This window comes from Martelella sp. HB161492, assembly GCF_013184775.1.
In the GTDB taxonomy this organism is placed as follows: domain Bacteria; phylum Pseudomonadota; class Alphaproteobacteria; order Rhizobiales; family Rhizobiaceae; genus Martelella.
The window spans coordinates 1-15,483 of sequence record NZ_JAATVV010000017.1 but is presented as its reverse complement, the minus strand read 5'-3'; the positions used below and the strand labels follow the sequence as shown (position 1 = coordinate 15,483).

At 56.8% G+C, this 15,483-nt stretch carries 14 protein-coding genes and 2 tRNA genes; 10 read left to right on the top strand and 6 right to left on the bottom strand.

Going from position 1 to position 15,483, the window contains the following annotated elements:
- The first annotated feature begins 1 nt into the window (after nt 1).
- Complete coding sequence (locus HCK86_RS21765) at nt 2-1,816, top strand: radical SAM protein (protein WP_176086600.1); 1,815 nt, start codon at nt 2-4, stop codon at nt 1,814-1,816.
- Nucleotides 1,817-1,919: 103 nt separating this feature from the next.
- On the opposite strand, the gene HCK86_RS21760 is transcribed toward HCK86_RS21765, so the two are convergent.
- On the bottom strand, nt 1,920-3,173 hold the full coding sequence (locus HCK86_RS21760) for a multidrug effflux MFS transporter (protein WP_176086599.1): 1,254 nt from the start codon (nt 3,171-3,173) through the stop codon (nt 1,920-1,922).
- Between the two features lie 143 nt (nt 3,174-3,316).
- Between HCK86_RS21760 and HCK86_RS21755 the strand changes: the two genes are divergently transcribed.
- The gene (locus HCK86_RS21755) at nt 3,317-3,931 is read left to right on the top strand and encodes a TetR/AcrR family transcriptional regulator (RefSeq protein ID WP_176086598.1); all 615 of its coding nucleotides are present in this window, start codon (nt 3,317-3,319) and stop codon (nt 3,929-3,931) included.
- Between the two features lie 76 nt (nt 3,932-4,007).
- Nucleotides 4,008-4,589, top strand: coding sequence for an HXXEE domain-containing protein (locus HCK86_RS21750; protein ID WP_348641114.1), 582 nt, complete (start codon nt 4,008-4,010; stop codon nt 4,587-4,589).
- A gap of 79 nt (nt 4,590-4,668) precedes the next feature.
- Here the strand turns inward: HCK86_RS21750 and HCK86_RS21745 are convergent, their stop codons facing one another.
- From HCK86_RS21745 to HCK86_RS21730, 4 genes are all read right to left on the bottom strand, one after another.
- Nucleotides 4,669-5,112: a MucR family transcriptional regulator gene (locus tag HCK86_RS21745; RefSeq protein ID WP_281409626.1), complete on the bottom strand. Its 444-nt coding sequence runs from the start codon at nt 5,110-5,112 to the stop codon at nt 4,669-4,671.
- A gap of 621 nt (nt 5,113-5,733) precedes the next feature.
- A complete protein-coding gene (locus HCK86_RS21740; RefSeq protein ID WP_176086595.1) occupies nt 5,734-6,954 on the bottom strand; it encodes a glycosyl transferase in 1,221 nt (406 codons plus the stop codon).
- An 89-nt stretch (nt 6,955-7,043) separates the two neighbouring features.
- Entirely contained in the window at nt 7,044-7,805 is a 762-nt protein-coding gene (locus HCK86_RS21735) for an HAD-IIB family hydrolase (protein WP_176086594.1), read from the bottom strand.
- Nucleotides 7,806-7,888: 83 nt separating this feature from the next.
- Nucleotides 7,889-8,764 (bottom strand): RNA methyltransferase, encoded by an 876-nt coding sequence (locus tag HCK86_RS21730; RefSeq protein WP_176086593.1) that lies wholly within the window; start codon nt 8,762-8,764, stop codon nt 7,889-7,891.
- 249 nt (nt 8,765-9,013) lie between these two features.
- Between HCK86_RS21730 and HCK86_RS21725 the strand changes: the two genes are divergently transcribed.
- From HCK86_RS21725 to HCK86_RS21700, 6 genes are all read left to right on the top strand, one after another.
- Nucleotides 9,014-9,098 (top strand) — tRNA-Tyr (locus tag HCK86_RS21725).
- Between the two features lie 21 nt (nt 9,099-9,119).
- A tRNA-Gly gene (locus HCK86_RS21720) sits at nt 9,120-9,193 on the top strand.
- A gap of 553 nt (nt 9,194-9,746) precedes the next feature.
- Nucleotides 9,747-11,315 (top strand): glycosyltransferase 87 family protein, encoded by a 1,569-nt coding sequence (locus HCK86_RS21715; protein WP_176086592.1) that lies wholly within the window; start codon nt 9,747-9,749, stop codon nt 11,313-11,315.
- 43 nt (nt 11,316-11,358) lie between these two features.
- A complete protein-coding gene (locus HCK86_RS21710; RefSeq protein WP_176086591.1) occupies nt 11,359-12,306 on the top strand; it encodes a glycosyltransferase family 2 protein in 948 nt (315 codons plus the stop codon).
- Entirely contained in the window at nt 12,299-12,685 is a 387-nt protein-coding gene (locus HCK86_RS21705) for a GtrA family protein (RefSeq protein WP_176086590.1), read from the top strand. The genes HCK86_RS21710 and HCK86_RS21705 overlap by 8 nt, the downstream gene beginning before the upstream one ends.
- Before the next feature lie 406 nt (nt 12,686-13,091).
- Entirely contained in the window at nt 13,092-14,246 is a 1,155-nt protein-coding gene (locus HCK86_RS21700; RefSeq protein ID WP_176086589.1) for a GGDEF domain-containing protein, read from the top strand.
- A 306-nt stretch (nt 14,247-14,552) separates the two neighbouring features.
- Here the strand turns inward: HCK86_RS21700 and HCK86_RS21695 are convergent, their stop codons facing one another.
- Entirely contained in the window at nt 14,553-15,065 is a 513-nt protein-coding gene (locus HCK86_RS21695) for a hypothetical protein (RefSeq protein WP_176086588.1), read from the bottom strand.
- 325 nt (nt 15,066-15,390) lie between these two features.
- On the opposite strand from HCK86_RS21695, the gene HCK86_RS21690 reads away from it, so the two are divergent.
- On the top strand, nt 15,391-15,483 hold a 93-nt coding region (locus HCK86_RS21690), incomplete at its 3' end, for a GTP-binding protein (protein WP_002972655.1).

The window sequence follows — 15,483 nt, the reverse complement described above, 5'->3', positions numbered from 1 at the left end:
CATGAATGTGAGTTTGACCGAAAAGCCTGTTGCCGCGGATGCTGTTGATGAGCCGTTCACGCTGGTGCTGGTGAAGCCGACGCATTATGACGATGAAGGCTATCCCATTCAGTGGTTTCGCTCGGCCCTGCCATCCAACACGCTCGCCTGCATGAACGGCCTTGCAGAAGATGCTCGGAGCAGGCGCGTTCTTGGTGAAACGGTTGATATTCAGATCGAGACCTATGATGAGACCAATCGCCGGGTTTATCCGGAGCGGATTATCCGTGATCTGAGGCGGCGTGGTGGCAAGGCGCTGATCGGCATTGTCGGTGTTCAGTCGAACCAATATCCGCGTGCGCTCGATCTTGCGCGTCAGTTCCGGGAGGCGGAGCTTACGGTTGCCATTGGCGGTTTTCATGTTTCCGGATGCATTGCCATGCTGCCCGAACTGACGCCGGAACTGAAAGAAGCGCAGGCGCTCGGCATCTCGCTCTTTGCCGGTGAGACGGAGGAGGGCCGGCTCGATGACGTTCTGCGCGATGCCTATCATGACCGCATGGAGCCGCTTTACAACTTCATGAACCAGCTGCCGGCGCTCAATGGCGAGCCGGCGCCCATCCTGCCACGCAAGCATGTGGAGCGCACGTCGGGCACCTATTCGAGCATCGATCTAGGTCGCGGCTGCCCCTATCAGTGTTCTTTCTGCACCATCATCAATGTTCAGGGGCGCAAGAGCCGTTTCCGCACGCCGGATGATCTGGAGAACATCATCCGCGTCAATGTCGCGCAGGGGATCAAGCGCTTCTTCATCACCGATGACAATTTCGCCCGCAACAGCGATTGGGAAATCCTGATGGATCGCGTCATCAAGCTGCGCGAAGAGGAGGGGATCAGGGTCGGTTTCACCATTCAGGTCGACACGCTCTGCCACAAGATCCCGAATTTCATCGAGAAGACGACGCGGGCTGGCGCCAGAACCGTGTTTATCGGGCTGGAAAACGTCAATCCGGACAATCTGATCGCAGCCAAGAAACGGCAGAACAAGATTACCGAATATCGCGCCATGCTGCAGAAATGGCGCGCCCATGGCGCTGTCACCTATGCCGGCTACATTCTCGGTTTCCCGGCCGACACCAAGGAAACCATTGTTCGCGACATCGAGATCATCAAACGCGAGCTGCCCGTCGACCTGCTCGAATTCTTCATCCTGACGCCGCTTCCCGGCTCGGAAGATCACAAGAATATGGTGGCGCGTGGTGAATGGATGGATGGCGATATCAACAAATATGACCTCAATCACCGTGTGACGCATCATTCGAAAATGTCCGACACGGAATGGGAAGAGGCCTACAAGCTGGCCTGGGACACGTTCTACAGCGCCGATCATATGCGAACCGTGATGAAGCGCGCCGCGCAGATTCCCAATGGCCGCCCCAAGAAGGTCTTCAAGACCATGCTCTGGTTCAAGCTGATGATCGATCATGAGGGCGTTCATCCGCTTGAAGGCGGGGCGTTGCGGCTGAAATCACGGCGCGATCGCCGCCACGGCATGAAGCTGGAATCGCCTTTCGTGTTCTATCCGAAATATTGGGGCGGAACGGTCATCAAGCTTTGGAAATACTGGCGCTTCTATGCCGGCGTCAAAAAGTCCTACGATCAGGTCATCGCCGATCCGGAACGCTATAATTACAATGACATCGCCATTGCACCGCCGGAGGAGGATGAGTTTGAGCAGCTGTCGCTCTATCACGCCACAACCGGTGGCGAGGCGGCGCTGGCACGCAAGAAACGCAGCGATGATATCCGCGAGAAAGCATCTGCTGCTGCCCACTGACGCGGCGCTGCCGGGCGCCCGATCGGATCCGGTTCTGGCAAAGCACGATCGCAGCTTCAACAGGATAGAGCGTCCTGGTGCGTCCAAATGGACACAAGGCGCTCTAGGCCGGATGATCTTGCTCGTCTTGCTTCCTCGCGGCTTTGCTCGCAACGGCAGAGTTGCGGCGACTGGCGAACCAGAGCAGCCAGGCAAGAACGGCCGGCAGTAGCAGGCCAAGGCTCATCGGCAGCGGCGTGTCGCTGCCGCCCATTGCCACGCAGGATGACACAGCGAAGGCGAGCGCAAACTGGATGCCGCCGAGAAGGGCTGAAGCGATGCCGGCGCCCTGTTTCGCTGCCGCCATGGTCACGGCCATGGCATTGGCCGAAAGCAGGCCGACCATGCCGATGGCAATCCACAAGGGGGCTGTGAAAAGCCAGATCGACGCGCTTGCCGAAGCCGCAGCCGTTAAGGCGGTCACCACGACGTAGAACGGAAGTCCGACCGCCATGATCTGCTGCGGCGCAAAATGGTCGAGAAGTCTGTTGTTGAACTGGGTGAACAGGACCAGAGCCATGGCAATGGCCGCAAAGACGAGGCCGTAGGCGAGGCTGCTCAATCCAAAGACGCCCTGAAAGACGCCGGATGAGCCGGTAATGAAGGCAAACATGCCGCCCTGAACGAGGCCGGCGACGACCGCAGGCGCCATGAAGCCTGGCAGGGTAACCAGATGACGCGCATTGCGTCCGGCCGTCCGGAACGGCGCATCAGCGCGTTTGCTGCGCGGCAATGTTTCCGGGATGATCAGATAGGACAGCAAGAGAGCCGCAATTCCCACCAGCAGCATGGTGACGAAAATCGAGCGCCAGCCAAAGGCCTCCAGAAGCAGGCTCCCGAGCGTCGGCGAGATGATCGGGCCAATGGTCATCAGCATGACGAGGACACCCAGCGCCTTGGCGGCACGTCTGTCATCGTAAAGATCGTTGATCACGGCGCGCGAAACCACCATGCCGGCGCAGGCGCCAAGAGCCTGAAACAGCCGCAGACCGTTAAAAATCGCGATGTTGTCGACCATCAGCAGAGCCGCGGAGGTGAGCGTGAACAGCAGCGTCCCCAGCAGCAGCGGTGTTCTGCGCCCGAACGCGTCAATCAGTGGCCCCATGATCAGCTGGCCGATGCACAGGCCAAAGAAGAACAGCGAAAGCGAAAGACCTGTCTCTTCTGGGCTCGCATTCAGGGCGCTGGCAAGGTCGCCGAGCGCGGACAGATACATATCCGTCGCAAGTGGCGGGAAGATCGACAAAAGCGCCAGAACGCCGGTAATGGCTCTGGCACGGCCCAGCGTAACCTGGGCTGTTTCCTGATGCGCTGACATAAGGGGATCCTGCTGGGCGGTGAGGTGTGAAATTGTCGCCTTGATTGATTTTTGGACTGAGCTCTGTTTAATTAGTAGACTGTAGTCTAAAAATCAATCCGTCATATAATTCGGACTGTGAACGGACTGTCGGGGGATGATCGATGGATGATGCTGGCAAGCGCAGCGGCCGGCCACGCGACCTGGAAGCGGCACGCGCGCTGAAGACGGCTGCGCTCGATCTGGTGCGCAGGCATGGTTACGGTCATGTTTCAATCGCAATGATTGCGGCGCAGGCGGGGGTCGCGCGCCAGACCCTCTATAATCGCTGGCAGACCAAGGCCGATCTTGTGCTTGATGCGGTGTTCGATGAAGCCAATCGTCAGGTGTCATCGCCTGATCTTGCGGCGGATGTGCCGATCCGCGACCAGCTCGAGGCTTTTCTGATGAGGGTCTTTGCGCATGTGCGTGCTGATGGCGATACATTGCGGGCATTGATTGCCGCGGCCCAGGAAACGCCGGGCTTTCGTGAGGCTTTCCGCGAGCGTTTCGTCAAGCCGCGCGAAGCGATCGTTACGGCGCTCTTGCAACAAGCGCAGCAAAGGGGCGAGCTGTCTGCTGCACGGGATCCTGCTTTCCTGTCAGAAATGATCCATGGCGTCTTCTGGTATCGCCTGCTCAATGGAAAGTGCGTCGGAGCCGGATTTGCCAGCGCGATTGCCGCGGAGATCTTTCGCGATTGTGGCGATCTGCCGCAGAGGCGGGAGCCGGGGGCGTGAACCTGGCTTGCATTTGCTCAGGGCTTCGTTCAACCTGCCAACGGAGCTTGGCAACATGTCGTGCGGGGAGGCGTGCGTGGTAAACTGGCTGGCAAAACGCTGGGTATCGGCGGCCCTGTTCATGGCGGTCGGTTTTCTGCTGCTTGGCCCAGCCATGGCCGTTTCTTTTGCCGGTTTCTTCGTCCTGATCTATCTGCATCTGCCGATCTATATGTTCCATCAGGTCGAGGAACATGCCGGTGACAGGTTTCGCCATTTTACCAATGTCACGCTGTTTCGGGGTGTCGAGGCGCTGCGGCCGGTCGATGTCATTATCGTCAATCTTCCGGTGGTCTGGGGCGTCAACCTCATTTCCTTCTATGCCGCGCTGCTGATTTCGCCTGGCCTGGGGCTTGCTGCACCCTATCTCATGCTCGTCAACGCCATCCTGCATCTGGTGACGACGATCCGTCTGCGCTGCTACAATCCGGGGCTGGTGACGGCGATTGTGCTGTTCTTGCCGCTGAGCCTGGCGACGCTTCTGCTGGCGCGGCAGACGCCCGGTGTCACCATCTATCATCATGTGTTCGCGCTCGCCATTGCCGTCATCATTCATGCGCTGATCATGCTGCAGGCGGCGCGGCGCGCGCGTTTGCTGTCCGCTGGCGCTCAAGGGTGAGGGGCGCCCGGAAGGTGGGGGTGGGCGCCATCCCGTCATGCAGATAAGGCGGGGAAAATCCCCGCCTCTTGCTCTCTACTCAGGATTTGTCTTCCTGCCGCGGCGTGCGCTTGGACACCGTGACGCCAAGGCCGATATCCTTGGCGATGTGCGAGCGCCGGGCAGCGTAAGACGGTGCCACCATCGGATATTCGGGCGGCAGTCCCCATTTGATCCGATATTCATCGGGGGTCATGTTATACTGTGATTTCAGATGCCGCTTCAGAGAGCGAAATCTGCGGCCATCTTCCAGACATATGATGTAGTCGGTTTCAAGCGACTGTGCGACAGGCACTGCAGGCGTCTGGCCGCTATTGGATTGCGGCCATGCATCGGCGCTGGAGTCCCTGGAACCTTGCTCTGGTTGCCCGAGTGCACGTTGAACGCTGGCAATGAGGGCCGGCAGCTCATCGGCCGCCACGTCATTTCTACTGATATAGGCTGTCACGATGTTGGCGGTGAGCGATGAAATGTTCTCCGGCATTGGATCTTGGATTTTGGAATACATGTATTTGCCTACCTATGCTCGATATGGACCTGATGGCGCGACAAATCGTTCGCAACTCGTCCTGAGCGCGGTTACCGTTTCTCACGGTCCGTATCATAAGTTTAATCAGATTGTTGCAGGTTGCAGAGCCTTATTCATTGTTCGTGGCCTGCCTGACCCGCAATTTTGAAAAAAGAAAATATCGATACTTCTTATTAACCCAGATTCTGCTTCAAGACACTCTCCCCAGTTTTGTAGTTTTACTGGATCTATCAGGTTTCTGAATGAGAATCTACAGAAAAATAAGTAGTATGAAATTTATTCATATATAAATTAAGAATATTTACTTACATTGTCTAGATTATAATGAAATATTCATAGCTTGTGATGTAAGTCTATGGTGAATTTTTGGGGATTGGCTTGAAGAGAAGAATTCCAGTGCGGTGGCGTTATATATTTTTGAAGCCATGTGAAAGGCGCCAGATACAAGGGCGTAATTGCTGAAATCGTCAAAATTTACGTCAGTCAATAAAATATATTGTCCGCCGTCAAGCCATTTGACGGCGGACAATATCAGTTGTCTGTGGCTTACGCTTGAGGGCCGGAGCCCCGGTCAGGTCACCGATTTTCGGCCATATCGGCGGCAACAGCAGCCTGCATTTCGTCCAGAATGTCCGGCAATGCGCTCAGGACGCGGTTCCAGCGCGGCATCAAGGTCGTGGCGTCCGGCTCATCAAGGAAGCTATTCCCGGCCTCGATCAGGTTCCGTGCGAACAGCTCGACCGCCTGCTCTTCCTTGTGCCTGTCGGTGGAAAGGCCATTCATCCGTGCATCATTGTGGTAGATCTCGACCAGATCGAGGGCGGTGCGGAAATAGGATGCCTTGACCGTTCTCAGGGTCTCCTGCGAGAAGGTGACGCCATCGGTGGCGAGCTTGCGGAATACAGCCTTGCAGATATCCGTTGACATCCGCGACAGGCCCTTGGCGGCATCTTCTGCCGAAAGGGGCTGGTGTTTATGGTCATAGCCATCGGAAATGTCGACCTGGCAGATGGCGCTGTTGGAATAGTTGCGCCAAAGCTCCGAGAGAACGCCGATTTCGAGGCCCCAGTCAAAGGGAATGCGGATGTCGGGGAGAATGTGGGTGCGCATGGCAAATTCGCCAGCGAGCGGATAACGGAAGGCCTTGAGGTAGTCGATATAGGGCTGATGCCCGATCGTTTTTTCCAGCGCCAGCAGCAGCGGCGTGACCAGCAGCCGGGTTACCCGTCCGTTCAGCGAACCGCCGGCTACGCGCGGGTAGTAGCCCTTGGCGAAGACGTAGGGGAAGGCGGGATTGGTAACGGGGTAGACGAGCCTTGCCAGCATTTCACGCGAATAGGTGACGATGTCACAGTCATGCAGTGCCACGACCGATGAATTGCGTGCACCGAGCACATAGCCGATGCAGTACCAGACATTGCGGCCCTTGCCGGGCTCTTCCGGTGCGAGATTGGCGTCGTCGAGGCGATTGTGGATGGCCTGCATTCGCGGCCCGTCATTCCACAAGACGGCGTGATTCTGAGGCAGGCGGCTGAAATAGTTCAGCGCATAGCGGTACTGCTCCTCATTGGCGCGATCGAGGCCGATGATGATGTTGGAGATATAGGGGACTTCCGTCAGGTGATTGACGATATTGTCCAGCGCATCGGCTTCCAGCTCGGAGAAGAGCGATGGAAGGATCAGCGTGATTGGCCGTGTCGCGCTGAAGCTGGTCAGTTCGCGTTCGACGCGGTGCAGTGAACGCTCTCTCAGGTTGTGTAGTGTCGCAACGACACCATTTTGGTGAAAATCAGCCATATGAAGCGCTCCATGTTGTTATATTTGGTGCCAGGTTGCGCCGGGGCGCTGCACAGAAGGGGCTCATGCCCTGCACCAAAAAAACTATACTATCCAAGCAATTGCAAGATCATGTCATTCCAGCCAGCGGGGCCGGTTTTTTCCGAGCGCTGGATGAAGCCGTCCCGTTCGCGTTCGGTTTCAGGCAATGGAGCATGGGCCGGATTGGCGATGATGACGCCGTGATCCGCCGCTTCGATCATCGCCAGGTCGTTCGGTGCATCGCCGAGCGCGATGGTGATCACAGGGCCGGCGCTCATGCGCTGATACGCTGCCTTAATCTCGGCCATACGCTCGGCTTTCGACGTTTTCGGCATCAGCGTATAGAAGCGTCCACCCTTGACGGCCTGGAAGTCGTTTTCGCCCAGAATGGCCTCGAAAGCGGCCTTCTCGGTATCGGATCCGGACCACAGACCCGGTTCGGAAAAGGCGCGGCTGCGGGCAAGCGCTGCTTTTTCCTGCGTCATGCCGGTGCGTTCGGCAACCTGTTCGACGCTCCAGTCACCGAAGCCCTGAAAACGGGCGCGCAGATCCTTCGGCATCTGGTCAAGGCACTGGCGCAGGCGCCTGTACGTGCTGACATCATGTCCGGGATCCGAGCCGGCAATGCCTGCACCGTTTTCAACAATCATCGGCCCGTCGCAGCCCAGCTCTGCGGCAATAGGGCGCATTTCGGCCTCGGTTTTGCTTGAGGCGAGAATCAGCGGAATATCCAGCGCCTTCAGCCGCTGAAGGGCAGGCAGGGCCGGCGCAAAATCATAGGTCTCGTGGTCGAGCAGGGTTCCGTCGAGATCGGAAAAGACAAGTTTCATGATCGAGGCTCTTTCTGGCGAGGGTGGAGAACCGCTTTGAAAAACGCTTCGGTGGCATTTTGGTTCCGGCCTTGCGGCCGGAATCATTTGCGCATGAGAAACTGTCTGGCTGCGTAAAGCGAAATGGCGGCCGCGTTGGAGACATTGAGTGATTTGATTTCGCCGGGCATGTCGAGCCTTGCAAGCGCGCTTGCCGTCTCCCGGGTTTTCTGCCGGAGGCCTTTGCCTTCCGCCCCCAGCACGAGCGCGATCTTGCCGCCACGCATGGTGTCTTCAAGCGGCGCGGGACCTTCCGAATCAAGGCCGACACTGAAAAAGCCAAGTCCGTGCAATTCTTCCAGCGCGTTGGCCAGATTGGTGATCTGGATATAGGGGATCATTTCCAGTGCGCCCGAGGCCGATTTTGCCATGACACCCGATTCGGTCGGGCTGTGGCGCATGGTCGTGATCACGGCGCCGGCGGAGAAGGCGACCGCTGAGCGCAGGATGGCTCCGACATTGTGCGGATCGGTGACCTGATCGAGCACGAGCAGCAAGGGGCTGTCCTTCAGCGCCTCGAAGCGGCGCACGGGCAGGGGGCGCGTGACGAGCATGACCCCCTGATGAATGGCGTCCGAGCCGAGTATCGCATCAATCTCCTGCGGCCGCACCATGTCGACGGTAAGCGTTTCCGGCAAGGGTTTGTCTGCCGTCAGCCGCGCCAGTGCATTCTGTGTCACCTTCAACCCAAGCAGGGTGCGCTCAGGATTGTCGATTGCCGCACGCACCGTATGAAGGCCGTAAAGATAGACCTCGTCCGCTGGCGGCGTGATGCCGCGCGTCGCGGCGGCTGCCTTGCGGTGGGCGGGCTGCTGCGGCGGCAATTCGCCACGCGCACGTTTGGCGTCGCGGTGGTTTCGGCGCAGTTTTGCGTAATGCGCATCCTTGGCGCTGCCAGTATCGTCGTCTCTTTTGCTCATAACGCCTTATACGTCGCGGCTTGGCGTCCGCCTAGTCCCCCGTGCGGCATGGGGCGACAAATGAGGGGGACAGTTTCAATGTTATGAATTCGTCATTTTTTTCTGCGAAGGCGTGTTGACAGAGCGTGATCAGCCGGTCATATACGCGGCGCAGATCGACGCAACCGAAGCAGTCGCCCCAAGGCAAGCGCCTGAAGGTCAAGGCCAAGCAAGCGTCGAGAGATGGCAAGCGCCATCCAGGCTGGTACTGGAGGAGTGCGTGAGTGGTTAAAACGGACGGACTGTAAATCCGTTGACTTAGTCTACGTTGGTTCGAATCCAACCTCCTCCACCACCACCAGCAACTGACTGATCCGCGGGTATAGCTCAATGGTAGAGCAGCAGCCTTCCAAGCTGAATACGCGGGTTCGATTCCCGCTACCCGCTCCAGTCTTTTTTCCATGACGTCGCGGTCTTTCCGGTTCACGCGTTTCACCTTGTTTCACAGGTCTTCTGTTGCGGATGGATTGCCCGCGCGGGCTTTTGCCACCTTGCGCGATTCGTCCACACCATCGCCATGCGACCAGGGGGCGCTCGGTCTGGCACTTGAATGTGTCGCAGGACGCTGTGGCTGGTCAATCGATCCTGTTGCCGAAAGCGTTTCAGAGACGGCTCCGGCACGCTAATCCATCACCCAAATCTTCCCCCGCACGCCGGCTGCCTTGTGGATCTTGGCGAAAATCTTCGTCTAGAGCGCCGTGCATCCCTTTGGACGCGCCAGGACCGATCTTCGCCGGTCCCTTGTCTGCCAACGGCCTCAATGAAGCCGGCATTTTCCGGTTCCGATCACCGTGACCTCACCCTAGAAAAGGTTGGCGATTGTTGCTAAGGGCGTTACCTCAAAGAGCCGTCAGGACGGCCAGGTAAGAGTCTTTTCGCTAATCAGAGTGATTGGGGCCGTTCAATGCTGAGTAAATTTCGGGGCTCTTTCGAGTCTCTCATCATGCCGCTTGTCGTTTTGGGAAGTGCGGTGCTTTTTTGTGTTTACTATGCGTTGCATGTCGGTTTGGATATCAACTGGGACCTGCGCAATTATCACGTATATTCGGTCTACGCATTCTTGCATGACCGCTTGGTTTATGATGTGGCGCCCGGTCAGCGTCAGACCTGGACCAATCCTTTCGGTGTATTGCTGCCGTATTTCGCCGTGATGTTCACCAGGCCGGTGATCGGCTCGGTTATCATGGCGGCCTGTTCTGCGGTCAACATTCTGCTCGTCTATCTCATTGCCTCCGAATTATTCCGGCAGTCATTAAGCGGTCGGCGCTGGGCAGTTCAATTTCTCTCTATTCTTTGCGCTCTTGCCGCAGGTGCCGGGCCTGTATTTTTGTCACTTATCGGAGTCACGATGAATGACAATTGGGTCGCTGCCTTTCTTCTGGCCGCCGTTTACTTCGCTATTCGGGATGATTCCGCTGTCCGGCAATTCTTTTGGTCGGGGTTGTGTCTGGGGCTGGCAGTCGCTTTGAAGCTGACGGCGTTGATCTATATCCCGGGCTTGGCTCTTGCTGTACTTGTGCTGAATCCGAGGCGGTTCCATAGGCAGGCCCTCGCAGCGGCAGGCGGCTTCCTGGTCACCTTCATTCCGTTCGGTGCGATATGGATGGTGTACATGTACAGGCTGTTCGATAACCCGGTGATGCCGCTGTACAATGACATCTTCAAATCGGATCTCTATCCGGCAGTCGCCTTGAAGGATACTCGTTTCCTCTTTCACGGCGTGGATGACTTTTTTTCGAAGTTTATTGAGATTGCAGCGGGGGCGCATCCGACGACGGAAGTCGGTATGGTTGATTTGCGATATTTAGTTTTCGCTATTTTCCTTTCTATTTTTGTTCTTGTTTTTCTGGACTCTCTTTTGCTCCGTGGTCGCAGGTCGGTCTCTCAGGCCAGTCTTGTTGACTCGAAGAAGCTGCTCCTGCTCTTGATTTTTGTTATTACAAGTTTGCTCTTGTGGGGGCTGATGTTTGGCATTGGCCGATATGCCGTGGCACTGGAGCAGCTCATTCCCCTCTGCACGATCGGCCTGCTGGCGGTGATCACTCAGGATGTGCGCAGATTGCTGATCATGTCTTTCGCGAGTGTCGCGTTGCTGCTCGTCACGACGGTTCCTGCCAATTGGGGTAAGGCAAAATTCTCGGACAGCTGGTTCGAGCTGGCATTTCCACCGGAGTTGCAGGCAGGAGATCAGCTTTTTGTGATGCTCTCAGGCGAACCGATGGCCTATGTCATTCCCTATTTGCCAGCAACGGACCGCTTTGTCCGGTTTGAAGGCAATCTGCCAATCTCTGCAGACGACGGTTTGGGCAAGCGCATCCGAGATATCGTTGCCGCGCACGATGGTCCGATTATGACCTTGTCGCCTGAATCTTTCGACGAAAAATCCTCCAGCGCCGCTCTCGCCACCTTTGGTCTGAAACTGGCGGACGATGGCTGTTTCTATATTGAAAACAACGTCGAGAGACTGAAATCTTGTAAGTTGATCAAGTCGGCGGTTCATTCTGCGAACTGATCATATTCGCGGCAAATAGAATTTTGCGAGATTCGAGAGATCCATGGAAATAGAGAACCTATCTGTAGCGGTCCTGGTGCCGTGCTATAACGAAGAAGTTACAATCGCGAAGGTTGTTTCCGATTTCAGGGCCGCGCTTCCCGGTGCCACGGTCTATGTCTATGACAACAATTCGACCGACGCGACATGCGAATGTGCAGCGCAAGCTGGTGCTGTCGTGCGGCTGGAGAAGCGGCAGGGTAAGGGCAACGTGATGAGGCGTATGTTCGCTGATATTGAAGCGGATGTTTATGTCCTTGTTGATGGTGACGATACCTATGATGCGGCATCGGCGCCGAAGCTTGTCGAGGTGCTGTGTTCCGAGGGCCTGGACATGGTCAACGGACGTCGCGACGGCGGGAAAGTTGAAGCATACAGACCCGGACATCGGTTCGGAAACAGATTGCTTACTGGTCTGGTGTCCATGATCTTCGGCAACGAGTTCAGCGACATGCTCTCTGGTTACCGCGTCTTCTCGCGGCGATTTGTGAAAAGCTTTCCTGCGCTTGCGATGGGATTTGAAATCGAGACGGAGCTGACGGTGCATGCTTTGGAACTGCGGATGCCGACAGCGGAGGTTGGCACGCCGTACAAGGAACGCCCGGAGGGGTCCGCAAGCAAGCTTCGCACCTTCCACGACGGCTTCAGGATTCTCAGGACGATCATGCTGCTGGTGCGGGACGAGCGTCCGTTCCAGTTCTTCTCCCTGATCGCCCTATTTCTTTTCCTGTTTTCTCTGGTGGTTATGGTGCCGGTGTTTCTGACCTATTTCCAGACAGGCCTGGTTCCGCGGTTCCCGACCGTCATGTTGGCGACCGGAGGCGGAATTCTCGGGGCGCTTTCACTTTTCTGTGGTTTGATCCTGGATACGGTGACGCTCAGTCGGCGCGAGGCCAAGCGGATGCGCTATCTTGCGATCGCCTCTATTCATTCTCTCATTCGGGGTGCCTGATTTCGTGTTTATCCGGTTCGCCGTCGTCGGTGCGATCGCATTTGTGATCGATTGGCTCAGCCTGTCTGTCCTGTTGCGGCTGGGGGTTCCGTTCTTCGCAGCCCGAGCAGGGAGCTATGTCGTTGCGGCAAGCAGCGCATGGATCATGAACCGGATATGGACGTTCAAAAGTCGTCATGGGACACTGGTTCGGCAATGGCTGAAATATCTTTCGGCCAATTTGATCGGTGGCGGCGTCAATTATGCCGTCTCGGTCGGGATGTCGTTCATGCTTCCCGAACTGGTGCAGGCCTATCCTGTCATCGCGATCGCTCTCGGGACGATTAGCGGCATGGTGTTCAACTTTGCGCTGTCCAGACACTATGTCTTTCGGAACTGATGGCGATGCATCATTGGTCTGGGATCAACGCGAATTGTCGGCCGGCCTGAAGCGTCGCGGATTGACGTGGAAACGGATGCGGGTGACGAGGTCCAGAAAAGCAGTGCAGAGCGGATTGACATGAAGCCGCTATTGAGTGAAACAGCTGTCCTGTAAAGATTGATGCGTTAGTCAGCCTGCCATGCTGAATATGCAGGTGCGATTGCCGCTATCCGTTTCAGCCATGCTCGGAAGACGGTCAAAGTGACGATCTTTTCATTTCCCCCTCACGGCCAGATTTGCTACGATCTATATGGGCTTAACGTAAACTGATGTTTCACCTCAGCAGCGTATGATCGGGTGTCCGATGGTGGGCGGGGCAAAATAGGGGAGCGCCGGTGTCGGAGGCGCGCGGCAAGTGGTAGACATGCAATCTCTGATGGTGCCGGGCGGGTTGATTATCCTCGCCGGCAGTTTTGTTGTTGCTTGGTTTACCGGCGCGCGGCGAACCTACCTTCTCATTCTGTCAGCCGCCTATATCATGCTTGCCTGCGCCTTCTGCACGATGCTGCTGCGAGACTACGTGTCCAAGGATGTGGTTCTGCCGGCCGCCAATTTCATGTTTATCGCAACGCAGATCCTGCTCGGCGAAGCGCTGCTGCAACGGCGCGGCAAAACATTCGGCATATTGCTGAATCTGTCATCCTTCATCGCATTGTGTACGCTCTATTATGGCTTCTACCTGTTCGGCACCATCACGTCGCGAACCATGGCCATCAATGTCGGCCTTTTTGCCTTCATGACGCTGACCGTGTTCCGTTTCTGGATCAGGCGTGATGACAGCATTCATGACAAGCTGATCTTCTGGACGCTGGTGGCGCTTGGCGTCATGCATTCGGTCCGGACATTCGGCGTGTTGGTGACTCCGGATATTGCCGATCCGAAATCCATCTTCTGGCAGTTCATGCAGGTCTATATCCTGCTGTTCGCCATGGTGCTGGCCCTTGAAGTGCTGGCATCGCATTTTGTCGAATCACTCGACAGCCTGAACAGTCAGCGCGATCGCGACCACCTGACCGGCGTTTTGAACCGCGCCGGATTCGAGCGGGCCATGCACCGTTTTTTCGCAGCCCCGGATTCGCCAATGACCGCGCTGATCCTGCTCGATCTCGATGATTTCAAGGTGATCAACGATACGCGCGGGCATCCGGCTGGCGATGCCGTGCTGAGGCAGTTCGGCCGGATCCTGTCCAGCCAGTCGCGGTCGATGGATATCGTCGGTCGCTTTGGCGGTGACGAATTCGCAATCATCGCGCCCGGACTTGATGCGCGTGCGGCTGTTGCAATGGCTGAACGGATCCGCCGGCAATTTTCCGCAAGTACGGTTGCTGGCATTGACGCGGATCTCAGGCTTTCCTGCTCGATCGGTGTCGGCGATCTTGAAACCAAGGCCGGGTTTGATTCGCTCTACCGGCTCGCCGACCAGGCCCTTTATGAGGCCAAGCGTATCGGCCGGGACCGGGTTGTCAGCGCAACGGCGCCGACAACCGGTGAAGATCCCGCATTCGTCTTCGGGCTTTGAATCCCGTTTGCCCATGCGGAGCTGAAGGCGGTGCGCCAACGACCCAGGGTCATCGGGCGCTTGATCTAGCGCATCGGCTCGAAAACCGGAATCGATTTTCAGAAAGAACGATGCGCAGATTCAATAAGTTAGAGCGTCCGATAATCCCGTTTTTTCCAATTCCGCGTCGGGTTATCGAAAAACCGGCAACCACTTTTTCGCCCGATGCCGTGATGAAGCTGCATGTCCGCAAGTTTCGGCAATGCGCCCTCTGCTTCGCGCTGATGGACGGTCCGTGAAGGCCGTTCCGTCCCGTCCAGATTGGGCTCAGTGTTTTCTGTCGGGCGAGAGGGACTGCTTGACCATGCGCAGCAGGAAGATTGCGCCGGTGAGAGCGATTGCCACGCCCACGGAAATCAGCATCGGATAGAGCATGATGGCGATCGGGTTGAGTACCAGCTGGTGGTCGGGCGTCATGGTGCGGAATACGTCGCGCGCAAAGAAGAAGCGGTTCTGGAACAGGATGGCGGCAAATGTCGCCGCGTAGACGAAGGTCGACAGCAGCATCAGCTTGGTCTGTTGCCAGGCCGTGTTGATGATCGTCATGAGGACGAAAAGTCCGGCCAGGCAGGCCGCAATCACCGGGCTGTGCGCCGTCAGCGCATGGGTGACGGCGCTCTGCGATGTGAACGTGTCATTATGCAGCACGTCGCGATTATAGGCGAGGAACCAGTTATCGGCGTAGATGCCGGCAACAAACAGCACGAGGGTTGCCACGGCGGAAGCGGCCGCAAGGATGAATGACGGCATTTTCAAGGTGCCGAATTGCTGACTTTCCATTCCGTGTTCTCCCTCTTCGTTTCACTCTTCCTGATCGGCGCTTGGGCCGAAAATAGGGCGGGTGAGGTTTTCTCGTGCGAAAATATCTGCGGCTGCGCTGCGAATGTCGGATGGCGAGTAGCAGAGTTGAGGCAAAGTTGCGCGCGTTAATTCAAGAGGTCGGCCGCTGCAGATGCCCGCTCAGGGGCGCGACGTCGTGTGTTTGACCGAACGCATGGGCAAAAGTCTTGGATTTGGTCTTGCTTCTTGGGCGCGAAAGCCTTAAACGGCGGCACTAAACCGGTTCGCCGGGTCATCCGTGTTACCAGTTACAGGAAGCATTCAAATGGCAAAGAGTAAATTTGAGCGCACGAAGCCGCACGTCAACATCGGTACGATCGGTCACGTTGACCATGGCAAGACGTCGCTGACGGCTGCA